Here is a 25,820-nt window from a genome sequence, read left to right on the forward strand (position 1 = left end):
AACATGGAGCCTGAACAGGGAATCTGGAGGGTCTGATGGCACTGGAAGACGCAAAGAAACAGGTCGACACGGCGATCACCCGCGAGGGCTACAAGGGGCTGTCGTTCGAAAACACCTTCGGTGGCGTGACCTCCTTCCTGCGCCGCACCCTGACCAAGGATCTGACCGGCGTCGACCTGGCCGTCACCGGCATCCCCTTCGACCAAGCGGTGACCAACCGCCCCGGCACCCGCCTGGGCCCGCGTGCGATCCGCGAGGCATCCGCCCTGCAATCGCCCGACGCGCCCTATGGCTGGGGCTTCGATCCGCTGTCCGAATTCGCCATCGCCGACTATGGCGACCTGGCCTTCGACTATGCCCATGTGGACGAGTTTCCGGCGGCCCTTGAGGCGCATATCACCGGCATCCTTGACCAGGGCGCGGCCTCCCTCGTGCTGGGCGGCGACCACTACATCACCTTCCCGATCCTGCGCGCCTATGCCAAGAAACACGGGCCCCTGAGCCTGTTGCAATTCGACGCCCATACCGACACCTGGCCCGATGATGACCTGACCCGGGTCGATCACGGCACCATGTTCTACAAGGCGGTGAAGGAGGGCATCGTGGACCCGTCCCGCTCGGTCCAGGTTGGCATCCGCACCCAGAATGACGACACGCTGGGCGTCAACATCATCGACGCGCGCGAGGTGCACGAACGCGGGACGCAGGCCACCGCCGAGAAAATCAAGTCGATCCTCGGCGACAACAAGACCTATCTGACCTTCGACATCGACGCGCTGGACCCGGCCTTTGCGCCGGGCACCGGCACGCCGGTCTGGGGCGGGCTGACCTCGGCGCAGGCGTCGATCATTCTGCGCGATCTGGCCGGTATCAACCTGGTCGGCGGCGATATTGTCGAGGTCTCGCCCCCCTTCGACACCACCGGCGCCACGGCCATTGCCGGGGCCCATGTGGCGATGGAAATCCTGTGCCTGTGGTGCTGGACCCGGCGGTGATTGCAGAGAAATGAGGCCCAATCCTACCTGGCGCATGCGAAGATGATACGTCGGACCGCGCGCCCTGTTTGCCGACATCCCCGTAAACCGGCTTGAGAAATGACGCAAAGGAAGGCTCGCAATTTGCCTTGTCGCCCCCTACGTGACCCGAACACGCATATGCGGAAGGCAAAAGGGACAGGGATATGGGGCTGAAACTCCTGGGAATTCTGGCGCTGATCATCCTGGCGCTCATGGCCTATGTCCGCCTGTCCCCCACCGATCCCGCCCGTTTCCACACCGATGTCGACCCCACGCCCAAACGCATGACGGGCGGGGTGGTCGAGGTGATCCCGGGCGATGCCCAAACCCTTCTGGCGCTTGACCGCATCGCCCGCGCCACCCCGCGCACGCGGCTCTTTGCAGGCTCACCCGCCACGGGTCATGTGACCTATATCACCCGCTCGAAGCTCTGGGGATTCCCGGATTTCACCACGCTGCAGCTGCAGGACGACCAGATCGCGATCCACGCCCGCCTGCGCTTCGGTCGCGGCGATATGGGGGTGAACTCAGCCCGCGTCGCCGACTGGCTCCAGCGCCTTGAAACGGTCGAAGAGTGACGAGACGCAGCCCTCCCCGGTGTCGCGCCAGATCGGCACGTTCAGCGCCATCTCGCACCGCGCCATGAAGGCACGCCCGTCCACGAAGAGGCAGATCGACTGCCCCAGCTCGACCCGGCTGCCCTGGGTATCGGTGCAGTAGCAGTCGATCACCTTGCCACCCGGGCCGGTCACATCGGCCAGGGCAGGGGTGGCCAGAAGGGTCAATATCATCGCCACGCGGAACATGGGCATAGCATAGCATCACGCGTGCTCTTGACCAAATCCTCCCCGCCGGGCAAACCGGGCCCATGGTGCCCTTGGACAAACTCGACGCGATCACCCAGAGATTTCAGTTCCTTGAAGCCCGCATGGCCGAGGGGCTGTCGGGCGATGAAATCGCCGCCGTTGGCCGCGAATATGCCGAGCTGAAACCGGTGGTCGACGGCATTGCCGCCTATCGCCAGCTGCTGGGTGACATTGCCGAGGCTGAAGCGATGCTCGACGACCCGGAAATGAAGGCCCTGGCCGAGGAAGAGCTGCCCGCCCTGCGCGAGGCCCTTCCGGACGCCGAACAGGCCATGCGCCTGGCTCTTCTGCCCAAGGATGCTGCCGACGCGCGCCCGGCGATGATCGAAATCCGCCCGGGAACCGGTGGCGACGAGGCGGCGCTGTTCGCAGGCGACCTGCTGCGCATGTACCAGCGCTATGCCGAAGGGCAGGGCTGGAGCTTCGACGTGATCGACGCGGCCCAGACCGAGCTGGGCGGCATCAAGGAGGCCACCGTGCATGTGAAGGGCGACGGCGTCTTTGCGCGGCTGAAATACGAAAGCGGCGTGCACCGTGTGCAGCGTGTGCCGGAGACCGAAAGCGGTGGGCGCATCCACACCTCGGCCGCGACCGTGGCCGTACTGCCAGAGGCCGAAGACGTCGACATCCACATCGACGCAAATGACATCCGCATCGACACCATGCGCGCCTCCGGTGCCGGTGGGCAGCATGTGAACACGACCGATTCAGCCGTGCGCATCACCCACCTGCCGACCGGCATCGTCGTGACCAGCTCCGAGAAATCCCAGCACCGCAACCGCGAGATCGCCATGCAGGTGCTCAAGGCCCGCCTGTTCGACGCCGAACGCCAGCGGGTGCATGACGAACGCGCCGCCGACCGGCGCAGCCAGGTGGGCTCGGGCGACCGATCCGAACGCATCCGCACCTACAACTTCCCCCAGGGCCGCATGACCGACCACCGGATCAACCTGACGCTCTATTCGCTCGACAAGGTCATGCAGGGCGACCTGGACGAAACCATTGACGCACTGATCGCCGCAACCCAAGCCGCGCAGCTGGCCGAGATGGAGGGCTGAGCCCATGGCCGACGCAAAGGCTGGTTCCATGACCGGTGCCGAGGCGATCCGTCTGGCCGTGACCGACCTGGCTGGCGCTGGGGTGGACGATCCCGCCCGCGACGCGCGCCGCCTCTTGGCCATGGTCATGGGGATCGATCCTTCGCGCCTGACCTTGCATCTGCATGACCAGATCACCGACCAGGAGGAGTTTGCCTTTTTCCTCCACGTGCAGGAACGCTGCAAACGCCAGCCGCTCTCGCAGATCGTCGGTTATCGCGAATTCTATGGCCGCCGCTTCCAGGTCACCCCCGCGGTGCTGGACCCGCGCCCGGACACCGAAATCCTGATCGAGGCGGCCCTGGCCGAACCCTTCGAACGGGTGCTTGACCTGGGCACCGGCTCGGGCTGCATCCTGCTGACGCTGTTGAAGGAGATGCCCGGCGCCTGGGGGCTCGGCACGGACCTGTCCTCGAAGGCGCTGGAGGTGGCCAAGGCCAATCGCGAAGCCCTTGGTTTGGACGGCCCCGCCGTGCTGCGCGAGGGCAGCTGGTGGGATGCGGTCGAGGGCGGGCCCTTCGACCTCATCGTCTCCAACCCGCCCTATATCGCCGAAGCCGCCATGGCCACGCTGGAACCCGAGGTGCGCGATTGGGAGCCGCACCTGGCCCTGACCCCGGGCGGCGATGGGCTCGATGCCTATCGCGTGATCACCGCCGGCGCGCGCGCCCATCTGGAACCGGGCGGGCGGCTGATGGTGGAGATCGGCTTCGATCAGGGCGAAGCCGTTGCCGCCATGTTCGATGCCGCAGGCTTCGCCGAGGTGCGCCTCTTGCCCGATCTGGACGGGCGCGACCGGGTGGTCATGGGCAATGCGCCCTGACCACATCCGCAAAACCCTGCAAAATCGCGTGAATTTCGCCGAAAGCGTGGAAAAATCCCATTTACCCCTTGTCTTGCCCGACCCGGCATGGCAACTCTCAGGTACAGGCATCGGATGTCGGTCCTCCGGACCCCCGCTGCTCTCAAGCCCAAAATGACGGATACTGTGGCGCCTGTTGCGCCGGGTCCGTGAAAAAGACAAGCCCTGAAGGCTGGACATCAAAGCTCATGAGATCTTCGAAACGATCGCGCGGTAAGCAGAACCGCAACCGCAACAACAACCCCGGCAATATCATCAACCGGGTGTTCGACAGCTCCGGGCCGGAAGGCAAGGTGCGCGGTACGCCGCAGCAGATTATCGACAAATATTCGCAACTGGCCCGCGATGCGGCGCTTGGCAATGACCGGGTGGCGGCGGAGAACTTCCAGCAACATGCGGAGCACTACACCCGCCTGTTGGGCGAGGCACAGCGCGAGGTGGACGCCCGCCGTGCGGCTGCCGAGGAACAGAACCGCCAGCGCCAGCAGCAGCAGCGCGAGGAACGCGAGGCCCGCGAGGCGCAGCGTGCCGAAAAGCGCGATGCCCAGAAGGCCGAACAGGCCGCCGGTGGCGGTGCGGAAGGCGAGGGGGATCAGCCTCAAGCGGCGCCACAGGCTGCCCCTCAGTCCAGCATGGACCTGGGCGAGGCGCCGCAGCCCGCCATGGGGGGCGACGTGATCGACGCTGGCGACGATGCCGACAGCGGTCTGGTCGAAACCCCGGAAAGCAAGCCCAAGAAACGCGCGCCCCGCCCGCGCAAACCGCGCGTGCCCAAGGGCGAAGCAAAGGCTGATGCGAAGGCCGAGGAGGCGAAACCCGCCGACGGCCCCGAAGCGCCGGAAGCCGCCGAATAACACTCGGATAGTGCACAAGGAAAAGGCCCCGCCAATCGGACGGGGCCTTTTCTTTTCAACCATTTGTGGATCGAAATTAATCCTTGCCGCGGTACGGCTCCACATATTGCAGCGCCATGTCCCAGGGGATGAGCGCGGATCAGGGGAGCGTCTGGGGGACGCTCACCCCGCGCGAACGGTGCGGTGCAACCCGCGGCGCGCGACCTCAGTCCTTGCCGCGATAGGGCTCCACGTATTGCAGCGCCATGTCCCAGGGGATGAGCGCGGATCAGGGGAGCGTCTGGGGGACGCTCACCCCGCGCGAACGGCGCGGTGCAAACCGCGGCGTGCGACCTCAGTCCTTGCCGCGGTACGGCTCCACATATTGCAGCGCCATGTCCCAGGGGAAAAAGATCCAAGTGTCCTGGCTCACACCGGTGATGAACGTATCCACCATCGGCTCGCCCTTGGGCTTGGCGTAGACGGTGGCGAAATGCGCTTTCGGGTAGAGCTTGCGCACCACTTCCAGCGTCTTGCCCGAGTCGACCAGGTCGTCGATCACCAGGATGCCCTCACCATCGCCGACGATGGCCAGATCAGGGGCCTTCAGGACCACCGCGTCCGACTGGCTCTGGTGGTCATAGCTCTTCACGCTGATCGTATCGACCACGCGCACGTCCAACTCGCGGGCAATGATCATAGCCGGCGCCATGCCGCCGCGGGTGATGGCGACGATGGCGCGCCAGGCGCCCGCATCCGGCCCCTTGCCGTCCAGCCGCCAGGCCAGCGCGCGGGCATCGCGGTGCAGCTGGTCCCAGCTGACGTGAAAGCCCTTTTCATGGGGAAGCTGATGGCCGCTCATTACGATTTCCTCCCGGTCACAACGTCGATATCCGGCGCATCCACCGCTTTCATGCCCACCACGTGATAGCCCGCATCGACATGATGCGTCTCGCCGGTCACGCCCGAGCCAAGATCCGACAAGAGGTAAAGCGCCGATTTGCCCACGTCGTCGATCGTCACATTGCGGCGCAGGGGCGAGTTCAGTTCGTTCCATTTCAGGATGTAGCGGAAATCGCCGATGCCACTGGCGGCCAGCGTCTTGATCGGCCCGGCCGAGATCGAGTTCACCCGGATGTTGCGCTTGCCGTAGTCCTCGGCCAGGTAGCGCACCGAGGCCTCCAGCGCGGCTTTCGCGACGCCCATGACATTGTAATGCGGCATCACCTGTTCGGCGCCGTAATAGGTCAGGGTCAGCATCGAGCCGCCCTCTTCCGGCATCAGCTGGGCCGCACGGCGCGCCACCGAGGTGAAGCTGTAGACCGAGATATCCATGGTCATCAGGAAGTTGTCGCGGCTGGTCTCGGCATAGAGGCCGCGCAGCTCGGATTTGTCCGAAAAACCAATGGCATGCACGATGAAGTCAATCTTGCCCCAACGCTCTTCGATCTGGGTGAAAAGCGCATCAACCGAGGCCTCGTCGCTGACGTCGCAATCAACGATGAAATCGCTGCCCAGCTTCTCGGCCAGCGGGCCCACGCGTTTCTTCATCGCTTCGCCCTGGTAGGACAGCGCCAGCTCCGCCCCCGCACCATGCAGCGCCTGGGCGATGCCCCAGGCAATGGACTTATCGTTGGCGAGGCCCATGATCAGGCCGCGCTTTCCATTCATCAAACCGGTCGACATTCGTTGTTCCCCGTCCCGTATATCTGCGTTATGCCCCTTTAGGCGATTGCGCCTGACCCCGCAAGCCTTGCCGGGCTTTGTGGGCAAGGGCGCGCGGAAGACGAGCATGCCGAAACAGGAGCAGAGCCATGACGGACCGCAGCGGAAAATTTGCAGGCCAGGATCCATTCGTGATCGCCCGCACCTGGCTGGCCGAGGCCGAAGGGACCGAGCCCAACGACCCCAACGCCATTGCGCTTGCGACGGTGGATGCAGACGGGCTGCCCAACAGCCGCATGGTGCTTCTGAAGGAAATCGAGGACGACGCTTTCGTCTTCTACACCAACTACGGGTCTGCCAAGGCCGCCGAGATTGATCAGGCGGGCAAGGCCGCTTTCGTCATGCATTGGAAAAGCCTGCGCAGGCAGATCCGCGTGCGGGGGCTGGTCAGCCGCGAGGAGGGGCCGCAGGCGGATGACTATTACGCCTCGCGCTCGCTGAAAAGCCGGTTGGGCGCCTGGGCCTCGGACCAGTCGCAGCCGCTGTCGTCGCGGGCCGCCCTGATGGCCAAGGTGGCCAAGGTGACCGCCGAACACGGGCCCAATCCGGGCCGTCCGCCATTCTGGGGCGGCTATCGAATTCGCCCTCTGGAGATAGAGTTCTGGGCCGATGGCGCCTTTAGGTTGCATGACCGTTTCCGCTGGACCCGCGATTCCGTTGAAGACCCCTGGCAGGTCGATCGCCTGAACCCGTGACCTCCTTCACCTCGATTTCCAACCTGCCGGAAAGAATAGGTTTTTAAACCTTGCACCTACTGGTGATCTGCCTCACAACTGACGTGGGGATGCGAACACACGGGTGTTTGAATGACGGAAGAAAACAACACGCAGGCGGGTTCCGTCCTGCGGGGCCAGGTCAAATGGTTTGATCCAGCCAAGGGTTTTGGGTTTGTGGTTGCCGAGAGCGGTGGCCCGGATATCCTGTTGCATGCAAACGTGCTCAGGAACTTCGGGCAAAGCTCGGTGGCGGACGGGGCCGGAATCGAAATCATCGTGCAGGAAACCACGCGGGGCATGCAGGCCACCGAGGTTTTGTCGATCGACCCGCCCGCCGAGGGCGAGGTGGACGACGGCGAACACGGGCCCGCTCCGGACCTTTCCGAGGCGGGGCCGATGGAACCCGCGCGGGTGAAATGGTTCGACAAGGGCAAGGGCTTCGGCTTTGCCAATGTGTTCGGGCGGCCCGAGGACGTGTTCATCCATGTCGAGGTGCTGCGCCGCTCAGGTCTGGCCGACCTGCAACCGGGTGAAGCGATCTGCCTGCGGGTGATCGACGGCAAACGGGGCCGCATGGCCGCGCTCGTCACCGCATGGGACACGGTCATTCACGAGAACGGCGACCAGTGAGGCGGCTTGACCCCATCCTGGCGCTCAGTCTTTCCCTGGGCGTCGCGGTGATGGGGCAGGGCGCTTTTGCGGCAGGCGATGACTGCGCCCCGGATCGGCTTGATATTCGCGGCGACTGGGGGCAGGCGCAGTTCACCATTGAACTGGCGCTTACCGCGCGCGAACAGGCGCGCGGGCTGATGTTTCGCGAAAGCCTGGGCGCCTCCGAGGGCATGCTGTTCATCTATCCGCGCGCGGGCAAACCGGCCTTCTGGATGCGCAATACGCTGATCCCGCTCGACATGATCTTCATCACGCCCGAGGGCGTGGTGCAGCATGTGCACGAAAACGCCGTGCCCCATGACGAAACACCGATCAGCGGGGGCGAGGGCGTGATTGCCGTGCTCGAGATCAAGGGCGGCATGGCGCGCATCCTGGGGCTGGAGCCGGGCAGCGAGCTGCGCCATCCCGGCTTCGACGCGAAAATTGCCGCCTGGCCCTGCACAGAGGCGAATTAATCCTTTTCATCGCTGTCGGGCACCGCTATTCAGGCCCGGTTCGGGGCGTGGCGCAGCCTGGTAGCGCGTCTGTTTTGGGTACAGAAGGTCGTGAGTTCGAATCTCGCCGCCCCGACCACCTCTCTCACCGCACAAGAATCAGGCAGACGATTCTCTGCCGCAGGAGCCTACACGTCAGGGCTGATTGTCGGATTCTACTTGCACGCTAAAGGTTAACAATGCTGCACATGCAGCAAGTTCTCCACAGGCCAGTTCACCCCGTTTTGCAGCCCCCCGCGCTAAGCCCGCCGAGGGGCTGAATAATTCTCGTTTTGCCCCTGTGGATGAATCAAATGGTTAATCGGGGGTCACCAGAGAACCGCCGTAGGGTCAACAGCAAAGAGCTGGGGATAATCCTGAATTTTCCGTTGACGGTCTATGGGTCCATACGCCAGTTTGTGGAAGCTGATCGGATTTGCCACAAGATATAGTGGCCGGGTCGGTAGGGATAGGAAAAGACATCAAGCCCCAGCCCCACAAGGCCAGGTGACACGAAGCGCCCGCGAAAGCCGAGCCTTCGAACGATGCTCCTTTGTCTGCGCGCCCTCCGATCAGCACGAATTTGAACGGGCGGAGCCAAGCCAGGAACGCGGCCCCGTCCAAGGCGCAGAAAAAAACCGGACGGGGCACCCATGAAGATCGCACGCAAATTCACCACCCAGGGCCAAGACGCATATGCCGACCTGGATTTCATCATGACCCAGTCGGAAATCCGCAACCCGGACGGCACCGTGGTGTTCAAGCTGGATGAATGCGAAGTGCCCGGCGGGTGGAGCCAGGTCGCCTCGGACGTGATCGCGCAGAAATACTTCCGCAAGGCCGGCGTGCCCGCCGTGTCCAAACGCGTGCGCGAAAAGAACGTGCCCGAGTTCCTGTGGCGCTCGGTCCCCGATGAAAAGGCCCTGGCCGAACTGCCCGAGGACGAGCGTTTCGGTGGTGAAACCTCGGCCAAGCAGGTGTTCGACCGCCTGGCCGGCGCCTGGACCTATTGGGGTTGGAAGGGTGGTTATTTCACCACCGAGGAAGACGCCCAGGCCTATTTCGACGAGATGCGCCACATGCTGGCCGCGCAACGCGCCGCGCCCAACTCGCCGCAGTGGTTCAACACCGGGCTTCATTGGGCCTATGGCATCGACGGCCCCTCGCAGGGCCACCATTACGTGGATTTCAAGACCGGCAAGCTGACACGGTCGAGCAGCGCTTACGAGCACCCGCAGCCCCATGCCTGTTTCATCCAGTCGGTCGGCGACGACCTGGTGGGTGATGGCGGGATCATGGATCTGTGGGTGCGCGAGGCACGGCTGTTCAAATACGGCTCCGGCACCGGCACCAACTTCTCGTCCCTGCGTGCGGCGAACGAAAGCCTCTCGGGCGGCGGCAAAAGCTCGGGCCTGATGGGCTTCCTGAAAATCGGCGACCGCGCGGCTGGCGCGATCAAGTCGGGCGGCACCACGCGCCGCGCGGCCAAGATGGTCATCGTCGATGCCGACCACCCCGACATTGAAGAATACATCAACTGGAAGGTGAAGGAAGAGCAGAAGGTGGCCTCCCTGGTGGCGGGCTCCAAGATGCACGAGACCCACCTCAACGCGATCTTCGCCGCCATCCGCGCCTGGGACGGCGTCGAAGAGGCCGCGACCGATCCGAAGGAAAACGAAACCCTGAAGGACGCCGTGCGCGCCGCGAAAAAGGTTTCCATTCCAGAGGCTTACATCAAGCGCGTGCTGGACTACGCCAAGCAGGGCTATGCCTCGATTGAATTCCCGACCTATGACACCGACTGGGACTCTGAGGCCTATGCCACCGTGTCGGGCCAGAACTCCAACAACTCGGTGCGCGTGACCGACAGCTTCCTGAAGGCGGTCGAAGCCGACAGCGACTGGGAACTCATCCGCCGCACCGACGGCACGGTCGCCAAGACCATCAAGGCGCGCGACCTGTGGGAACAGATCGGCCACGCCGCCTGGGCCTGCGCCGATCCGGGCATCCAGTATCACGACACGGTCAACGCCTGGCACACCTGCCCGGAAGACGGCGAGATCCGCGGCTCGAACCCGTGCTCGGAGTACATGTTCCTGGACGACACCGCCTGCAACCTGGCCTCGATGAACCTGCTGACCTTCCTCAAGGACGGCGTGTTCCAGGCCGAGGATTACATGCACGCCACCCGTCTGTGGACCATTACGCTGGAGATCTCGGTCACCATGGCGCAGTTCCCCTCGAAGGAAATCGCGCAGCGGAGCTATGACTTCCGCACTCTGGGCCTGGGCTATGCCAACATCGGCGGCCTGCTGATGAACATGGGTTACGGCTACGACAGCGCCGAGGGCCGCGCCCTGGGCGGCGCGCTGACCGCGATCATGTCCGGTGTGGCCTATGCGACCTCCGCCGAAATGTCGGCGGAACTCGGCGCCTTCCCGGGCTATGCCAAGAACGCCGACCACATGCTGCGCGTCATCCGCAACCACCGCACGGCGGCCTACGGCGCGACCGAGGGTTACGAGGACCTGGCGATCAAGCCGGTGGAACTCGACCACGCCAACTGCCCCGATCCGCGCCTGATCGACCTGGCCATGACCGCCTGGGACGAGGCGCTGGAGCTGGGCCAGACCCACGGCTACCGCAACGCGCAGGTGTCCGTGATTGCGCCCACCGGCACCATCGGCCTGGTCATGGACTGCGACACCACCGGTATCGAGCCCGACTTCGCGCTCGTGAAGTTCAAGAAACTGGCCGGTGGCGGTTACTTCAAGATCATCAACCGCTCGGTCCCCGCCGCGCTTGAGAAACTGGGCTACAACTCCGCCCAGATTGAAGAAATCATCGCCTATGCGGTTGGTCACGGCACCATGGGCAATGCCCCCGCGATCAACCACACCACGCTGATCGGCCACGGCTTTGGCGAAAACGAGATTGCCAAGATCGAAGCCGCTCTGCCCTCCGCCTTCGACATCCGCTTCGTCTTCAACCAGTGGACCCTGGGCGAGGAATTCTGCACCAACGTGCTGGGCATCCCGGCCGAGAAACTGAACGACCCGGAATTCAGCCTGCTGCGCCACCTGGGCTTTACCCGCCAGGATATCGAGGCCGCCAACGACCACGTGTTGGGCACCATGACCCTGGAAGGTGCGCCGCACCTGCGTGAAGAGCACTACGTGGTCTTCGACTGCGCCAACCCCTGCGGCAAGAAGGGCAAGCGCTTCCTGTCCGTGAACGCGCATATCGACATGATGGCCGCCGCGCAGAGCTTCATCTCCGGCGCGATCTCGAAAACCATCAACATGCCGAACGACGCCACGATCGAGGATTGCCAAGCCGCTTACGAACGCAGCTGGCAGAAGGGCATCAAGGCCAACGCGCTCTACCGCGACGGCTCCAAGCTCAGCCAGCCGCTGGCCGCCGCCCTGGTCGAGGATGACGAGGAGGCCGAAGAAATCCTGGCGACGGGTACGCCGCAGGAAAAGGCCGAGGTGCTGGCCGAGAAGATCATCGAAAAGGTGGTCATCAAGGAGGTCGCCCGTGGCCGCGAGAAACTGCCGGAACGCCGCAAGGGTTACACCCAGAAGGCCATCGTCGGCGGGCACAAGGTCTATCTGCGCACCGGCGAATACGAAGACGGCGCCCTGGGCGAGATCTTCATCGACATGCACAAGGAAGGTGCCGGTTTCCGCGCGATGATGAACAACTTCGCCATCGCCGTCTCGGTCGGCCTGCAATATGGCGTGCCGCTGGAGGAGTTCGTCGATGCCTTTACCTTCACCAAGTTCGAACCGGCGGGCATGGTGCAGGGCAATGACTCGATCAAGAACGCCACCTCCATACTGGACTACATCTTCCGCGAACTGGCGGTGTCCTACCTGGACCGCACCGACCTGGCCCACGTGAAACCGGCCGGCGCCGCTTTCGACGACCTCGGCCATGGCCAGGAAGAAGGCGTGTCGAACGTGCAGGAGCCTTCGGAAAGCACCACCGCGAAGTCGATCGAGGTGCTCAAGCAGATCAGCTCGACCGGCTACCTGCGCAAGCGGGTCCCGCAGGAGCTGATGGTGCTGCAGGGCGGGGCCGCTGGCGCCACCTCGCTGGGCACCACCGACCCGGTCGGCGCGCTGAACACGCTGGTGCCGGAGACCGCGACCCAGACCACGGCCACCACCTCCGTGGTCTCAGAGACCGCGATCTCGACCGGGGCCACTTCGATCGACGCCCGCACCAAGGCCAAGATGCAGGGCTACGAAGGCGACCCCTGCGGCGAATGCGGCAACTACACGCTGGTGCGCAACGGCACCTGCATGAAATGCAACACCTGCGGCTCGACCACGGGCTGCTCGTAAAAGATTTCTCCCGAGTTTCGTGGGGGACGGCGTGCGCGAGCCGAAAAGTGGGCACCGGTTTTCGGGTCAACTCGCGCAGCCAAACAAGAAAGAGTGGGGCGGTTCCTGGCCCTCTCACTCTCACACGGGGCGGGTGCGCTCGCCCCTGACGCGGACAGGGCCGCAGGCAGAAAAACACGGGCGGTACCTAACGAAGAGCCTTGTCAGCGAAACTGGGGCACCTGCGGGTGCCCCTTTTCTTTTCCATCTTCCCGCTTGCTGCGAATCAACCGTGCGAGCGCCAGTTGCAAATTGATTGCAGTCGCAATGGCTTAGCCATGTTTTGAGCAAAACGCGTCGAAACTGACGCTAACCAGCGTCAATTTGCCGTCTGACGACGCCAAGAAGCGCCAGAGAATGGGGTATTTTGCCTTTGGTTGTATCGTTTGCCTCGACTACACTCCAAACCTGAACAAAGGAGCAGTGACGTGATCGGAATCGTGCTTTGGTACAACACCGACAAGCAGGTTGGTCTGGTGTGGTGCGAGGATCAAGGACCTCTGGCCTATATCGGGCCGGAAGTCGTGGTGCCCAAACAGGTCCAGCCTCTGGGCTGTGGCGATCAGATTACCTTCGTGCATGAGGTGCGCGAGAAGGTGCGCTATGTCACCTCGATCGAACGGGTGGAACATGGCCGCACCATGGCCGACCCGCAGGCGGTTCTGGCAGCCTACCACGAGAACGCCGCGGGCAAGGGGCTGCGCGTCGTCGCGTGAACCTGCATCCGCAAGTGATGCGCTTTTTTTTGACGCTGGCGTGCACACGCTCTCACATGCGTACCACTGGCAGCGGCTAGCCCAGCAACTCGGCGCAGGCCGCGCCCTCCGACAGATCCAACTCGCGTCTGAGCCCCGCCCGGGCGCGCGCGATGCGTGACATCACCGTGCCCGGCGGCACGCCGCAGTCCTCGGCCAGCCGCGCATAGCTGCGGCCGGCGGCCACGCCCCGCAGAAGGTCGCCCTGGGGCGGGGGCAGGCGGTCCAGCGCTTCGTCCACATCGCGCCAGCACAGCCGCAGATAGCCCGCGCCGCTGCCCAACTCATCGGGCAGATCCCAGTCCTCCGCCTGCGTTTCCAGCCCGGGCGCCTCACGCGCCAACCGCCGGATCACCGTGTTCAGATAGGGTTTGAGCGCGTCAATATCCGCCCCATCCGCCAGCCGCGCCCAGACCTTCAGCAACGCTTCCTGCGCCAGGTCCTCGGCCGCGGTGCGGTTCGGCGCCAGGATGCGCGCCAACCGCATCAGCTCGGGCATCAGCGTGCAGAGTTCTTCGCGGTCCATCTCCCTATCCATGTTCACGTCCATCTTCATGCTCACCTCCGGTCCCGGCATCTGTCGACCGTATTGTCCCGTTCCACCTATTGCATGACCCAAGGGAAGCCGTTCCGGAACCCCGGCATTTTCCGCCGATCGGGGCGTTTCGGCTTTTTCGGCAGGTGGTTGCCGGAATGGGGGTAGGGGATCGGCAGAAGGTTGCGGGTTTCGGGCGGGCTCTCGTCAGGCGCGAATGACCCGGGGAATAACCCGGCTCTTTGGCCCTCCTGTCTCATGAAGGTGGCAAAACGCCTTCCCACTCAACAAGGAGACCTGAGATGAAACTGACTTACCTGACCCTCGCCGCTGCCTTTGTCGCCACCGCTGTCTTTGCCGAGGATGCGGCGGATGCGAATGCGGATGGCGTGCTGTCGCAGGACGAGCTGATGGTGGCCTATCCGGAGATCACCGACGAGACCCTGGTGGCGATGGATGCCAACGGTGACGGTGTGATCAGCGTCGAGGAACACACCGCCGCGCTTGAGGCCGGTCTGGTCAAACCCGCAGGCTAAGACCTGCCCCAAGACTTACCCAAGACCTGCCTGGGTCAGGTCGGGCAGGGCGGTCCCATCCCAGTCAACACCGCCGCCATGCCGGGCCTGACCCGAAAATGAAACCGCCCCCCGCGCGACATGCGTGGGGGGCGGCCTGTTTGAAAGCCCTGCGTGTGTCAGGTCAGCGGCGCATCGCCCCGCGACAGGGCGGCAACCCCGGTCCGCGCGAGCGAGACCAGGCCCAAGGGCCGCATCAGCTCGGCAAAGGCGTCGATCTTCTCCGGCGTGCCGGTGATCTCGAAGATGAAGCTGGTCAGTGTGCTGTCGACCACATTGGCGCGGAAAATGTCCGCGAGCCGCAGCGCCTCGACGCGCTTCTCGCCGTCGCCCGCGACCTTGAACAGCGCCAGTTCGCGTTCGACCGAGGTGCCCTCAACAGTCAGGTCATGCACCTCATGCACCGGCACGATCCGCCCCAGCTGCGCCTTGATCTGTTCGATCACGGCGGGCGTGCCGGTGGTCACGATGGTGATGCGGCTCCGGTGCCCGGTATGGTCGATCTCGGCCACGGTGAGGCTGTCGATATTGTAGCCCCGGCCCGAGAACAAGCCGATGACGCGGGCCAGAACGCCCGCCTCGTTGTCCACGACAACCGCCAGCGTGTGGCTTTCGATCACATCGGTGTTCGGATCCCGCAGGTCATAGGCGGATTTGCGCGAGGCGCCTTTTTTCAGTCGTAGTGCAGACATCTCTCAGCCCTCCTTACACAAGTTTCGAACCTTCGGCGTCGATGACGCCGCGGGTGTCCACATCCGGGCCCATGATCATGTCGTCATGCGCCTTGCCCGAGGGGATCATCGGGAAGCAGTTGGCGTGTTTCTCCACCAGCACGTCCAGGATGAAGGGGCCGTCGTAATCCAGCATCTCCTGGATCGCGTCGTCCAGCTCGGCGGGGTCCGAAACGACCCGGCCCTTGCAGCCGAAGGCCTCCGCCAGTTTCACGAAATCGGGCAGGCTTTCCGACCAGCTGTGCGAATAGCGCTCGCCGTGCAGCAACTCCTGCCACTGGCGCACCATGCCCAGGCGTTCGTTGTTCAGGATGAACTGCTTGACCGGCAGGCGGTACTGCACCGCCGTGCCCATCTCCTGCATGTTCATCAGCCAGGACGCATCGCCTGCCACGTTGATCACGCAGGCGTCCGGGTGGGCCATCTGGATCCCGACCGAGGCCGGCAGGCCATAGCCCATGGTGCCCAGACCGCCCGAGGTCATCCAGCGGTTCGGATCCTCGAAGCCCAGGAACTGCGCCGCCCACATCTGGTGCTGGCCGACCTCGGTCGCGACATAGCGATCCTTGTCCTTGGTCAGCGCCTCCAGACGCTCCAGCGCGTATTGCGGCTGAATGACGTCATCGGTGTTGTTGTAATAGAGGCATTCCTTGGCGCGCCAGCCGTCGATCTGCTCCCACCACTTGGCCAGGGCCTCGGTGTTGGTCTTGCGACCGCGCGATTTCCAGATGCGCAGCAGATCCTCCAGCACATGGCCGACATCGCCGACGATCGGCAGGTCGACATGGATGATCTTGTTGATCGAGCTCACGTCGATGTCGATATGCACTTTCTTGGAATTCGGGCTGAACGCATCCGTGCGCCCGGTGATCCGGTCGTCAAAACGCGCGCCGATGCAGATCATCAGGTCACAGCCATGCATCGCCTTGTTGGCCTCGTAAAGCCCATGCATGCCCAGCATGCCGATCCATTCCTTGCCCGAGGCCGGGTAGGCGCCCAGACCCATCAGGGTCGAGGTGATCGGGAAGCCCGTCGCCCCCACCAGTTCACGCAGCAGCTGGCTTGCGCCGGGGCCCGAGTTGATCACCCCGCCACCGGTATAGAACACAGGGCGTTCGGCCTGTTCCATCAGCTCGACCAGATCGGTGATCGCGTCGATGTCGCCCTTCAGCTGCGGCTGGTAATGGCTGACGTCGATCTTCGCGGGCGGCGTATAGGTGCCATTGGCGAATTGCACATCCTTCGGGATGTCGATCAGGGTCGGCCCCGGACGGCCCGAGGTCGCGATATGGAAGGCCTCGTGGATGGTGGCGGACAGTTTGTCGGTGTCCTTGACCAGCCAGTTGTGCTTGGTGCAGGGGCGGGTGATGCCAACGGTGTCGGCCTCCTGGAACCCGTCAGTGCCGATCATGAAGGTCGGAACCTGGCCCGACAGAACGACCAGCGGGATCGAGTCCAGCAGCGCATCGGTCAGCCCGGTGACCGCATTGGTCGCGCCGGGGCCCGAGGTCACCAGAACAACGCCGGGCTTGCCGGTCGACCGCGCATAGCCCTCCGCCGCATGCACCGCGCCCTGTTCGTGGCGCACCAGCACGTGGCGAATGTCGTTCTGCTGAAAAATCTCATCATAGATCGGTAGGACTGCGCCCCCCGGATAGCCGAATACCGTGTCCACACCCTGATCCTTCAGGGCCTGAACCACCATTTTCGCTCCGGTCATCTGACGTGTCATCTTGCTCTCCGTTCCACGTGCATCGTTCGTCCAAAAAAAAGCCCCCGAGTTTCGGGGGCGCAGGGGGTATCCAACAGGATGTCGTTACCGACCCATGCGCCAATCTTCCACTACTACGAGAATGCTCTGCATCCCTGGGGCTCCTATCCTAGTGCGCGGGACCTTATGAGCGAGGGCAGGGGGCGTCAATGTCAAAATGCAACCGCAGCATATGTTTTTGGTGAAGAAAATGTCGCAGGGGGTCGATTTTTGTAATCTTGTTGCGTCAGAAGCGGGTCTGGTCGGAATTTTCGAAAAATTCGACCCCTCCACCTGTCCGTTTTCTGCATCAGAAAACCGGCAGGGGCGCGAGGGGGCATGTTTGTCACAGCTTTGACACGAAACTGTTGCCGGGCTGTCGCGGGAGGCTTGTATTCAGCGCTCGACCGCCCGGGGACGCGGGTGGCATTTCCTGACATTCAGCCAACGGAGAGACCCCGTGAGCATCAAAGATACCACCGACCTGACCGAAATCTCCTGGGACGACTATGACGAGCTGCGCGACCCGCGCCCCGACAGCAATGACTTCGACGCCGTGGTTGATCGCGCCATTTCGCGCCGAGGATTCCTGGGCGGGGCGCTGGCCTTCGGTTCGGGCGCGGCGGTGTTCGGCTCGACCATGCTGACACCGACGCCCGCTCAGGCCGCGTTGCCGAAATTCGCCTTTGCCCCGATCGACATTGCCACCGATTTCGACATCCACGTGCCCGAGGGGTATCAGTGGAAGACCCTGGTGCGCTGGGGCGACGCGCTGTTCGGCGCCGCCGATGGCGCCTATGACCCGGCCACCGGCGTGCCCGTGCACATGTCCGACAAGGTTTTCGGTGAGAACACGGACGGCATGGAGCTCTTCGAGGTCGAGGGCAAGGAAGTCATCGCGGTGAACTCGGAATATGTGAACACCAAGGTGAACCTGCCCGCCGAGGCCGAAGGCAAGCCGCGTGACGCCGATGAAGTCACGATGCTGAAGAATTTCCAGGGCGTGACCGTGATGGAAGTGGCGATGCAAGATGGCGCCTATGGCATCGTGAAGGACAGCCCCTTCACCCGCCGCATCACCCATGAAACCCCGATGGTCCTGGACGGGCCCGCCGCCGGTCATGCTCTGCTTCGTACCAATGAAGACCCCACCGGCACCACCGTGCGCGGCACCCTGAACAACTGCGGTTCGGGCAAGACGCTCTGGGGCACCTACCTGACCTGCGAAGAAAACTTCAACGGCTATTTCGGCGCCACGGTCGAGAAGGAACCGACCCCCGGCGAGACCCGCTACGGGATCGGTGGCGAAGGCCGCTATGCCTACGAGAAATTCGATACCCGTTTCGACATCACCCAGGAGCCGAACGAACCGCACCGTCACGGCTGGATTGTCGAGATCGACCCGACCGATCCGCTCTCGACCCCGGTCAAGCACACCGCCCTGGGACGTTTCAAGCATGAGAATGCCGAGATGACCCTGACCAGCGACAACCGCGTTGTGGTCTACATGGGCGATGATGAGCGCGGCGAGTTCATCTATCGCTATGTCTCGAACGGCATTTATGAAGATGGTGGTGCGACCGACGGTCTGCTGTCGGATGGCACGCTTTATGTCGCGAGGTTCAACGACGATCAGACCGGCGAATGGCTGGCCCTGACCCCGGAAACCACCGGCATGAGCGCCGAGGAAATCCTGGTCTTTGCCCGCATGGCTGGCTCGAAAGTCGGTGCCACCACCATGGACCGCCCGGAATGGATCGCCGTGAACCCGCTGGCCGCCGAGGCCTATTGCGCGCTGACCAATAACAAGAACCGCGGCGTCAAGCCCAATGCGGGCGGCGACGAGACCCCGGCTGTCGGCCCCAACCCGCGGGCCACGAACCACTACGGTCAGATCGTGCGCTGGCGCCCCGAAGCGGGCGATCACGGCGCGGACAGCTTTACCTGGGATCTCTATGTGATGGCCGGCAATCCCGAGCTTTACGACAATGAATATGGCGGCTCGGACAATGTCACACCGGGCAACATGTTCAACTCGCCCGACGGCATGGCCTTTGACAGCCAGGGGCTCCTGTGGATCCAGACCGACGGGAACTACAAGAACGAAGGCGACTTCGCCGGTCAGGGCAACAACCAGATGCTGGTGGGCAACCCGGAAACCGGCGAGATCGCGCGGTTCATGACCGTGCCCTACGGCGCCGAGGTGACCGGGCTGTGCTGGTCGGCGGATCGCAAGGTGGCCTTCGTCGGTGTGCAGCACCCGGGCGGGTCCTGGCCCGACGGCGAAGGCAAGCCGCGCTCGTCGGTCGTGAGTGTCTGGCGCGAGGACGGCCAGCCGGTCGGCTGATTGCGTGAAGGAAGCGGTCCGGGCAGTGTGACACTGCCCGGGCCTTACTGCGCAGCCTTGATCAACGGGGCCACGGCGCTTTCCAGCAGTTCCACCAGCTCCGGGTCCATGAACCGGTAGTCATCCGGGATATCCAGCACATGCACCGGCCTGTGGCCGAGATCCTGCCGGAATTCCGCCTTCAGGCGCGATGCGTGTTTTTCTTCCATCACCAGCACCAGATCGGCCCAGCGGATGTCGCCCAGTGTGACCCGCCTGCGCGCATTGCGGCTGGTCCCGGCCGAGCGCGCCTCGACGCCCTCGACCCGACGCCAGACCGCCTCGCCGGTGGGGCTGCGCCACTGGTTGCGTGAACAGATGAACAAGAGGTTCATGTCTGGTCCTCCTCACCGCCTTCGTCCCAGGCCAACAGCTCGTCGCGCTGCCGGTCCACGCCGAACGCCCCTGTACGGGCGTCATGAAACATCCGGTCACGCCGCCGCCACAGGTCATTGCGGTGCTTGATGAAAAACCTGTGGGGCAGGTCGCTCTGCTTGGATTTGCGCGCTTGGGCGCGTTGCATTTGCGCACGCCGCCAGGCGCGCGTTCTGATTTGGGTCATGACCCGTACTCCATGTTGTCGCCTCAGCAGCCGCGGCAACACGGGGATCGGGGACGTTATGAGGATGGTAGGGGCGGAGGGCAAGGCGTACGGGGGCAAGGCCATGGGGATGTTGCCATGCGGCCACCCGAGGTTGGGATGCGCCACGGGGGAAGGGCGCGTGGACCGCTCTAAGCGAAGAGCGTTGCGCCCCATTTACACATTAGAGATGTTGCAATCATGAGTTGAGCGTCTCTATCGTGCGGGAAGTGAGCAATTTTCAAGGAGACATTATGCGCAAGACTTTGAACGTGATCGCGATGCTCGCGGTCGGGCTGGCCTCGGGCGGGTCGGCAGCGACGGCACAGGAGGCCGGACGCGATTACAACATCCACATGTACAAGATCAACACGAGCCAGGGGTCGCTCCGGCTGAGCTTTGGCCCTGGCGGATGCCAGCACGCTACACCGGCGGCGGGCAACGGCGTGTCCATCATCAACTGGCAGGGCAAGACGGTTCCGGTCGTTTGCATCAACAACGATGGTTGGAAACAGGTGGTCATGGAATGTGCCTATCAAGGCGGGCGCCCGCCCCTGTACCAGCCCATCCCGCCTGATGCCTATGTCGAGATCGCCGTCAAGGTTGGCCCCAGCCCGGACACCACGATCGCCTATTACACCCTGCAGCCGGATTGCGTGCCCGACGAGGAGAACGCGATCTTCGGTTCAAGCACCGAATAATCCGCCCCCACACCGGTGGCGCTCCCGCCCGCCGGGGCTGCCTTCGGCAGCCGCGCCGGTTGGGCCTGGCCCGTGGCTGCGCCACGGGTCCGGGAGGGTGCGGGTGAGGTTGCAGTTCATCGGAACAAGGGGCAGAACATGGGCATGACCATACTCCCCTCGCATATTCTGAACACACTGCTTGAGAGGACAAAGCAGGGGCAGACCCCGTGTTTCACGCCGCAAGACTGGCAGGCCTGGGCTGGCCAGACCTTTGCGCAGGACGCCTGGAATGCCGTTGCCCTGATCCTGGCGCGCAAGTTCCTGTCAGGCGAGGTTACCTTCGAGCAGGCAGACTGGATCATCAACGATTTCTGGCTTTTGGTGCATACAGGCCGCGTGGAGGTGGATACCCAGGCATACGCCCAGCCCTGGGCCGAGGTGTTCTTTGCCTTCGATGCGGGGGAATACCACCACAAGCCCGACAAGTCGGACGACCCGGTGCGCGACCGCACCATCCCCATGCTCAAGAAGGTTTTGGCCGGGGCGGCGTAGCCCTCAACTCGCCGTGTCAGGCAGGGTGATGCGCGCGACCTGCTCGGCGATCGGGTCGGTGGACAGCGGATGGGTTTCCGGGCTGAAATCCTCGTCCTTGTTCAAGGGCTGCCAGACCCCGCCGCGGTAGATCTCCAAGGCCGAAAACCGCGCCTTGTAGTCCATCTTGGGCGAGCCCGGCACCCAGTAGCCCAGATAGACGTAAGGAAGCCCCGCCTCCCGTGCCAGCCGGATATGGTCAAGGATCACATAAGTGCCCAGCGAACTCGCCTGCCGCTCCGGCGCGTAGAAGCTGTAGACCATGGATAGCCCGTCTTCGAGCACATCCGTCAGGCAGACCGCCGCCAAGTCACCGCGTCCGCGCCCGTCCTCTGTGGGCTGCGAATATTCGATCACCCGGGTGCGGATCGGGGTCTCTTCAATCATCGCCGAGAACTCGAACACGTCCATATCCGCCATGCCGCCGTCCGAATGGCGCGTGTCCAGATACTCGCGGAACAGGTCGAACTGTTCTTCCGTGGCCCAGGGGGCGCGGGTGCGCCGCACAAGGTCCTCGTTGCGCTTCATGGCGCGGCGCTGGCTCTTGGTCGGTTTGAAATCCGCCACCCGGATGCGCGCCGACAGGCAGGCCGAGCAATCGGCGCAGCTGGGGCGGTAAAGCACGTTCTGCGAGCGGCGGAACCCCTGTTTCGACAGGGTGTCATTCAGCTTGTGCGCATGTTCCCCCTGCAGCGCCGTGAACAGCTTGCGCTCCATCCGCCCGTCCAGATAGGGGCAGGGTTGCGGGGCCGTCACGTAGAATTGCGGCGCAAGGGGCAGGCTGTGGCGCATGAGGGGTCCGGGGTCTTGGTCTTCCTGTTGGCCCACAGGTTAACAAGCGATAAACCATCCGCCAAGGGCGTGTTGCGGACAGGGTAAACGACCATAAGGATAAGGGCCACCCGGCAGGGGCGGCCCTTTGACATTGCTGAACAAGCCGCGGCTTGCCCCTAGCGCCCCATGCGGTTCACCATTGCCGTGCCAAGAACCATGTCATGCAGACCCTGGCCGCGCGGCGTGGTCAGCATCAGAATGATGGATGCGACCTGCACAAAGATCATTGAAAAGGCGATGGAATAGCCCAGCGTGTGCAGAACCGCCGTCCCCAGCTCCGGGCGGGTGCCCCGGTGGGTGCGCAGCTCGATCGCCACCAGGCGCATGCCGATGGTGGCGCCCGAATTGGTTAGAGTGACCACCCGGTAGGCAAAGCCGATGATCATGAACAGAAAGGCCGCGAAGAACAGGCCAATACCGACCGTGAAGACCACCGCCAGAAAGGTCAGGGCAAAGATGACGGCCGTGTCGACCAGCCAGGCCATGGCGCGTTTCATCGTCACATCTTCGTAGAACTCCGCCTGGTAATGCGGGTCCGGCAGCCCCCAGAAGGCGTCGCTGTGCGGATCGGAGTTATGCGGCTGGTAGGTCATCGTCTCTGTGTCAGGTCTGGAGGGAAGCAATCAGACGGCCCCGGGAAGGAATGGGGGCCGTCCTTGGTCAGGTGCTGGGGTGAGGTGCCGGGGTGAGGTGCCCGGGTGAGGTGCCGGGCACAGACCCGGGATCAGGCCTTCAGCTCGACCTCGTCATCGTCCTCGTCGTCACGCGCGGCGCGGGCGGCCTCGGCGCGATCGTCCATGAACTGGTCGAACTCCGACTTGTCCTTGGCGGCGCGCAGGCGTTCCAGGAAGGCCTCGAACTGCTCCTGTTCGTCCATCAGGCGCTTCAGCGTTTCCGCCTTGTAGGCGTCAAAGGCCGAGTTGCCCGAGCTGCGGAAGCCATGGCGGCGGCCCATGCGGGCGGCGTCATCGCCGTGGCGGTGGGAACGGCAGGATTTCGAAAACATGCGTTTGCTCCAGATCATGTAGGCAAGAAGGGCCAGGCCAACGGGCCAGAAGAAGATGAAGCCGATGACCATGGCGGCGATCCAGGCGCCCTTGCCACGTTCATCCAGCCACGCTTCGGCCCGGGTGAACCATCCGCCGGAACGGGGGGAGGTTTCGGTATAGGCAACGGTGCTCATGTTGGTCTCCGGTCTGGTGTGTCTGTTTCAATGTGAATGCGTTTCACATTACAACAGATGGGGTATGGGGGACGGGGAACAAGGGGTGATGTGAATGATTTTTACATTTTTTGCGTGACCGTTTGAAAACAAACGAAAACCGCCGCCCGAATTTTTCGGACGGCGGCGCTGTCTCAGGCCGTTTGCAACCGTCTTTCGCCAAACAGCCCGGGCTTGAAGGCGCCCAGGATGATCTCCAGCGCCAGGGGCAGGGCATTCGACATGCCGACCAGGGCCTCCTTTGCCTCCAGCGCGTGAAAGGCGGCGCTGACCGGGGCGTCGGGCGGGCTGGCCTGCGCCAGGGCCAGCAGTTCCGGCATCATCGGCACCAGGAAGACGAAGGCATTGATGGCCAGGAAGGCGATCAGCGCGAGCTTGATGCGCATCCACCAGGCGCGCTCGTTCCAGATCCAGAACAGCGACAGGTCGCAGAGGATCTTCAACCCCAGCCCCGGCAGGATCAGCACATAGGCGCTGATCAGCTTGTACTGATAGACAATCGCGGCGGTGCCCGCATCCGGCGCGCCTATGACGGCGCCAATCACGATATGCGACAGGATCCCGCCGACATAGAGAATGCCGGCGATCTCGTTCAGAAACTCGACCAGGCGGCGCGACATGTCACGCGCTCCGCTTGCCGAACCACATGCGGCTGATCAACCCGTCCTTCTTGACGAATTGGTGGAAGGCCCAGCCTGCCACATGGGCCAGGATCAACAGACCCAAGAGTTTCGAGGCGATCCCATGCACCGTGCGCGGCGGATAGGCGCTGAAATCCGCGGGCAGGGGCGTTTCAGAGCCGAAGAACACGACATCTGCGAGGCCCGAGGACAGCGACAGGCCCACGCCGCTGGCCACCATGACGAGGATCAGCAGGTAAAGCCCCCAATGCGCCGCCCGGCCCGCCAGGTTCAGCAGAGGCGATCCGGTATCCGCATGGGGCGGCTTGGTGGTGGTCAGCCGGGTGATCAGGCGCAAGATGACCAAGAGGCCGACGATCACGCCGATCGTCATATGGGCGCGGAAGCTGAACATCTTGTCCGGGTCGCTGTTCTCCAACGGGTCCAGCACGAAATTGCCGGCCAGAAGGGCGATGATGATCATCACGGCCATGACCCAGTGAAGGGTGACCAGAAGGGGATGGTATCGGGTCATGGCGGTTCTCCTTGCTGCGACCAGAATACTTGCATTTGCAACTTTGGTAAGCTGCATGCGCAATAGTTGCAATTGCAAATATTGCATGATAGGGTTCCGACATGAGCAAGACCGCCCCCCAAGACCCCGTCATATTGGCCGATCAGGCCCGCGCCACCCGCAGCACGTCCGCGGGGTGGATGATCCAGCGCCTGGCCGGCGACCTGAACCGTCAGATGACCACCGCATTGGCTGCGCATGACCTGCGGCTCGACCAGTTCGCGATCCTGATGTCGCTGGCCGAGACCTCGGGCACGACCCAGACCGCGCTTGCCAAGCGATTGAACATGCAGGGATATACCGTCACCCGCGCGGTGGATGCCCTGTCGGATCGCGGCTTGGTGGAACGCCTGCCCGACGCCACATCGCGGCGTGCCTGGAATGTGGTTCTGACCGACCGGGGCGCCGCGCTGATGCCGCAACTGTTCAAGGTCGTGGCGCAGATCAATGCCGATTTCCTGGCCGCCCTGCCGGACCCGGCAAAAGAGCGTTTCCTGCGTCTTCTGACCCGGCTGGTTGCCGCGCGCGGGGCAGGGTCAGAGGCAGAAATCGGCGAGGGTGGCACCTGACAGGCGCTGGATCTCGCCCGGCGGCAGGGCAAAGACATGGCGCGGCGTGCCTGCAGCGGCCCAGACCCTGTCGAACGCCATCAGGCGCGGATCCATGAAGGCGCGGATCGGGCTGATATGGCCGATCGGCGCCACGCCCCCAATGGCAAATCCGGTCTGCGCGCGGATCAGTTTCCCATCCGCCTTGCCCAGCGCCTCGCCCGCCACCTCACTGGCCTTCGCCGCATCCACCTGGTTGCCGCCCGCGGTCAGAAACAGCACCACGCGCCCGTCGTCTTCGCCTGTGAAGATGATCGACTTGACGATCTGGTCAATCTCGCAGCCCGCAGAACGGGCCGCATCCGCCGCCGTGCGCGTGCCCTCGGCCATCTCCAGAATCTCCACCGGCTCGCCCGCCGCCTCCAGCGCCGCGCGCACGCGTTTCAGGGATTTGCTCATGGTTTCTCTTTCGGTGTCTTTGTTTTGGGCTTTCTATAGCGCAAACCGCTCAGGGCCGGGAACAATACGGTGTAAATGACAATTGCCGGGACGCCGATGTAAATCAGACTTTCCGGCCCGCTGTACAGAAGGAACAGGCCAATTGCGAGGAAGGGCGAGAGGAACCCCAGGATGATCGCCGGGAGCCAGGGGTTCAGCCGCACCTCCACGCCACAGTTCGGACAGGTCGAAGGCGCGCTTTCCATCTCGAGCCTGTCAGCGAGACCAAAGTCATGTTCCTTGCAATGAGCGCAGAGCATCGCACCGTTCCGTAACGTCTTCTATCA

30 protein-coding genes and 1 tRNA gene are annotated in these 25,820 nt (G+C 63.6%); 16 read left to right on the plus strand and 15 right to left on the minus strand.

Annotation, left to right across the window (positions count from 1 at the left end):
• Positions 1 to 35 precede the first annotated feature (35 nt).
• Together speB and ACO07D_RS16685 are read left to right on the plus strand one after the other, a co-directional pair.
• A complete protein-coding gene (gene speB / locus ACO07D_RS16680) occupies positions 36 to 995 on the plus strand; it encodes an agmatinase (RefSeq protein WP_421704061.1) in 960 nt (319 codons plus the stop codon).
• A 185-nt stretch (positions 996 to 1,180) separates the two neighbouring features.
• Positions 1,181 to 1,594, plus strand: a complete 414-nt coding sequence (locus ACO07D_RS16685) for a DUF1499 domain-containing protein (protein WP_421704062.1) — start codon at positions 1,181 to 1,183, stop codon at positions 1,592 to 1,594.
• On the opposite strand, the gene ACO07D_RS16690 is transcribed toward ACO07D_RS16685, so the two are convergent.
• On the minus strand, positions 1,544 to 1,822 hold the full coding sequence (locus ACO07D_RS16690) for a hypothetical protein (RefSeq protein ID WP_421705056.1): 279 nt from the start codon (positions 1,820 to 1,822) through the stop codon (positions 1,544 to 1,546). The two genes, ACO07D_RS16685 and ACO07D_RS16690, sit on opposite strands and share 51 nt — an antisense overlap.
• Before the next feature lie 62 nt (positions 1,823 to 1,884).
• On the opposite strand from ACO07D_RS16690, the gene prfA reads away from it, so the two are divergent.
• The 3 genes from prfA to ACO07D_RS16705 all read left to right on the plus strand — a co-directional run bounded on the left by prfA (position 1,885) and on the right by ACO07D_RS16705 (position 4,695).
• On the plus strand, positions 1,885 to 2,940 hold the full coding sequence (gene prfA / locus ACO07D_RS16695) for a peptide chain release factor 1 (protein WP_421704063.1): 1,056 nt from the start codon (positions 1,885 to 1,887) through the stop codon (positions 2,938 to 2,940).
• 28 nt (positions 2,941 to 2,968) lie between these two features.
• A complete protein-coding gene (prmC, locus tag ACO07D_RS16700) occupies positions 2,969 to 3,802 on the plus strand; it encodes a peptide chain release factor N(5)-glutamine methyltransferase (protein ID WP_421705057.1) in 834 nt (277 codons plus the stop codon).
• A 227-nt stretch (positions 3,803 to 4,029) separates the two neighbouring features.
• Positions 4,030 to 4,695, plus strand: coding sequence for a DUF4167 domain-containing protein (locus tag ACO07D_RS16705; RefSeq protein ID WP_421704064.1), 666 nt, complete (start codon positions 4,030 to 4,032; stop codon positions 4,693 to 4,695).
• Positions 4,696 to 5,029: 334 nt separating this feature from the next.
• On the opposite strand, the gene gpt is transcribed toward ACO07D_RS16705, so the two are convergent.
• Positions 5,030 to 5,536, minus strand: coding sequence for a xanthine phosphoribosyltransferase (gene gpt / locus ACO07D_RS16710; RefSeq protein WP_421704065.1), 507 nt, complete (start codon positions 5,534 to 5,536; stop codon positions 5,030 to 5,032).
• A complete protein-coding gene (gene fabI, locus ACO07D_RS16715; protein ID WP_421704066.1) occupies positions 5,536 to 6,360 on the minus strand; it encodes an enoyl-ACP reductase FabI in 825 nt (274 codons plus the stop codon). Before fabI ends, gpt begins: the two co-directional genes overlap by 1 nt.
• Positions 6,361 to 6,488: 128 nt before the next feature.
• On the opposite strand from fabI, the gene pdxH reads away from it, so the two are divergent.
• The 6 genes from pdxH to ACO07D_RS16745 all read left to right on the plus strand — a co-directional run bounded on the left by pdxH (position 6,489) and on the right by ACO07D_RS16745 (position 13,367).
• Positions 6,489 to 7,094, plus strand: coding sequence for a pyridoxamine 5'-phosphate oxidase (pdxH, locus tag ACO07D_RS16720; protein ID WP_421704067.1), 606 nt, complete (start codon positions 6,489 to 6,491; stop codon positions 7,092 to 7,094).
• Positions 7,095 to 7,205: 111 nt separating this feature from the next.
• Positions 7,206 to 7,745, plus strand: coding sequence for a cold-shock protein (locus tag ACO07D_RS16725; RefSeq protein WP_421704068.1), 540 nt, complete (start codon positions 7,206 to 7,208; stop codon positions 7,743 to 7,745).
• Between the two features lie 50 nt (positions 7,746 to 7,795).
• Positions 7,796 to 8,242, plus strand: a complete 447-nt coding sequence (locus tag ACO07D_RS16730; RefSeq protein WP_421705058.1) for a DUF192 domain-containing protein — start codon at positions 7,796 to 7,798, stop codon at positions 8,240 to 8,242.
• A gap of 41 nt (positions 8,243 to 8,283) precedes the next feature.
• Positions 8,284 to 8,360 (plus strand) — tRNA-Pro (locus ACO07D_RS16735).
• Between the two features lie 553 nt (positions 8,361 to 8,913).
• Positions 8,914 to 12,612: a vitamin B12-dependent ribonucleotide reductase gene (locus ACO07D_RS16740; RefSeq protein ID WP_421704069.1), complete on the plus strand. Its 3,699-nt coding sequence runs from the start codon at positions 8,914 to 8,916 to the stop codon at positions 12,610 to 12,612.
• Between the two features lie 467 nt (positions 12,613 to 13,079).
• Positions 13,080 to 13,367 carry a hypothetical protein gene (locus tag ACO07D_RS16745; protein WP_421704070.1) on the plus strand — a complete coding sequence of 96 codons (288 nt, stop codon included), beginning with the start codon at positions 13,080 to 13,082 and terminating at the stop codon, positions 13,365 to 13,367.
• A gap of 76 nt (positions 13,368 to 13,443) precedes the next feature.
• Here the strand turns inward: ACO07D_RS16745 and ACO07D_RS16750 are convergent, their stop codons facing one another.
• On the minus strand, positions 13,444 to 13,962 hold the full coding sequence (locus tag ACO07D_RS16750; RefSeq protein ID WP_421704071.1) for an RNA polymerase sigma factor: 519 nt from the start codon (positions 13,960 to 13,962) through the stop codon (positions 13,444 to 13,446).
• A gap of 281 nt (positions 13,963 to 14,243) precedes the next feature.
• On the opposite strand from ACO07D_RS16750, the gene ACO07D_RS16755 reads away from it, so the two are divergent.
• On the plus strand, positions 14,244 to 14,477 hold the full coding sequence (locus ACO07D_RS16755) for a hypothetical protein (protein WP_421704072.1): 234 nt from the start codon (positions 14,244 to 14,246) through the stop codon (positions 14,475 to 14,477).
• A 158-nt stretch (positions 14,478 to 14,635) separates the two neighbouring features.
• On the opposite strand, the gene ilvN is transcribed toward ACO07D_RS16755, so the two are convergent.
• Positions 14,636 to 15,208, minus strand: a complete 573-nt coding sequence (ilvN, locus tag ACO07D_RS16760) for an acetolactate synthase small subunit (protein ID WP_421704073.1) — start codon at positions 15,206 to 15,208, stop codon at positions 14,636 to 14,638.
• Between the two features lie 13 nt (positions 15,209 to 15,221).
• Positions 15,222 to 16,979: an acetolactate synthase 3 large subunit gene (locus ACO07D_RS16765; protein WP_421704074.1), complete on the minus strand. Its 1,758-nt coding sequence runs from the start codon at positions 16,977 to 16,979 to the stop codon at positions 15,222 to 15,224.
• A 484-nt stretch (positions 16,980 to 17,463) separates the two neighbouring features.
• Between ACO07D_RS16765 and ACO07D_RS16770 the strand changes: the two genes are divergently transcribed.
• On the plus strand, positions 17,464 to 19,344 hold the full coding sequence (locus ACO07D_RS16770) for a PhoX family protein (RefSeq protein ID WP_421705059.1): 1,881 nt from the start codon (positions 17,464 to 17,466) through the stop codon (positions 19,342 to 19,344).
• 44 nt (positions 19,345 to 19,388) lie between these two features.
• Here ACO07D_RS16770 and ACO07D_RS16775 read toward each other — a convergent pair whose 3' ends face one another.
• Together ACO07D_RS16775 and ACO07D_RS16780 are read right to left on the minus strand one after the other, a co-directional pair.
• Positions 19,389 to 19,718 (minus strand): low molecular weight protein tyrosine phosphatase family protein, encoded by a 330-nt coding sequence (locus ACO07D_RS16775; RefSeq protein ID WP_421704075.1) that lies wholly within the window; start codon positions 19,716 to 19,718, stop codon positions 19,389 to 19,391.
• A complete protein-coding gene (locus ACO07D_RS16780) occupies positions 19,715 to 19,945 on the minus strand; it encodes a hypothetical protein (RefSeq protein WP_421704076.1) in 231 nt (76 codons plus the stop codon). Before ACO07D_RS16780 ends, ACO07D_RS16775 begins: the two co-directional genes overlap by 4 nt.
• A gap of 272 nt (positions 19,946 to 20,217) precedes the next feature.
• On the opposite strand from ACO07D_RS16780, the gene ACO07D_RS16785 reads away from it, so the two are divergent.
• Positions 20,218 to 20,664 (plus strand): hypothetical protein, encoded by a 447-nt coding sequence (locus tag ACO07D_RS16785; protein ID WP_421704077.1) that lies wholly within the window; start codon positions 20,218 to 20,220, stop codon positions 20,662 to 20,664.
• A 144-nt stretch (positions 20,665 to 20,808) separates the two neighbouring features.
• A complete protein-coding gene (locus tag ACO07D_RS16790; RefSeq protein WP_421704078.1) occupies positions 20,809 to 21,198 on the plus strand; it encodes a hypothetical protein in 390 nt (129 codons plus the stop codon).
• Positions 21,199 to 21,201: 3 nt separating this feature from the next.
• Here the strand turns inward: ACO07D_RS16790 and ACO07D_RS16795 are convergent, their stop codons facing one another.
• The 5 genes from ACO07D_RS16795 to ACO07D_RS16815 form a co-directional block, all read right to left on the minus strand.
• Complete coding sequence (locus tag ACO07D_RS16795; protein WP_421704079.1) at positions 21,202 to 22,029, minus strand: arginyltransferase; 828 nt, start codon at positions 22,027 to 22,029, stop codon at positions 21,202 to 21,204.
• 158 nt (positions 22,030 to 22,187) lie between these two features.
• A complete protein-coding gene (locus ACO07D_RS16800) occupies positions 22,188 to 22,664 on the minus strand; it encodes an RDD family protein (protein WP_421704080.1) in 477 nt (158 codons plus the stop codon).
• Between the two features lie 131 nt (positions 22,665 to 22,795).
• Positions 22,796 to 23,254: a DUF2852 domain-containing protein gene (locus ACO07D_RS16805; RefSeq protein ID WP_421704081.1), complete on the minus strand. Its 459-nt coding sequence runs from the start codon at positions 23,252 to 23,254 to the stop codon at positions 22,796 to 22,798.
• A 173-nt stretch (positions 23,255 to 23,427) separates the two neighbouring features.
• Positions 23,428 to 23,913 (minus strand): enoyl-CoA hydratase, encoded by a 486-nt coding sequence (locus tag ACO07D_RS16810; protein WP_421704082.1) that lies wholly within the window; start codon positions 23,911 to 23,913, stop codon positions 23,428 to 23,430.
• Position 23,914: 1 nt separating this feature from the next.
• Positions 23,915 to 24,448, minus strand: a complete 534-nt coding sequence (locus tag ACO07D_RS16815; RefSeq protein ID WP_421704083.1) for a cytochrome b — start codon at positions 24,446 to 24,448, stop codon at positions 23,915 to 23,917.
• 101 nt (positions 24,449 to 24,549) lie between these two features.
• On the opposite strand from ACO07D_RS16815, the gene ACO07D_RS16820 reads away from it, so the two are divergent.
• Complete coding sequence (locus ACO07D_RS16820; protein WP_421704084.1) at positions 24,550 to 25,056, plus strand: MarR family winged helix-turn-helix transcriptional regulator; 507 nt, start codon at positions 24,550 to 24,552, stop codon at positions 25,054 to 25,056.
• Here ACO07D_RS16820 and ACO07D_RS16825 read toward each other — a convergent pair.
• Both ACO07D_RS16825 and ACO07D_RS16830 read right to left on the minus strand, forming a co-directional pair.
• On the minus strand, positions 25,024 to 25,494 hold the full coding sequence (locus ACO07D_RS16825) for a YbaK/EbsC family protein (RefSeq protein WP_421704085.1): 471 nt from the start codon (positions 25,492 to 25,494) through the stop codon (positions 25,024 to 25,026). The two genes, ACO07D_RS16820 and ACO07D_RS16825, sit on opposite strands and share 33 nt — an antisense overlap.
• Complete coding sequence (locus ACO07D_RS16830) at positions 25,491 to 25,703, minus strand: hypothetical protein (protein ID WP_421704086.1); 213 nt, start codon at positions 25,701 to 25,703, stop codon at positions 25,491 to 25,493. The genes ACO07D_RS16825 and ACO07D_RS16830 overlap by 4 nt, the downstream gene beginning before the upstream one ends.
• Positions 25,704 to 25,820: the final 117 nt, after the last annotated feature.

The sequence above is a fragment of the Aliiroseovarius sp. genome, assembly GCF_965228805.1.
Classification (GTDB): domain Bacteria; phylum Pseudomonadota; class Alphaproteobacteria; order Rhodobacterales; family Rhodobacteraceae; genus JASBTN01.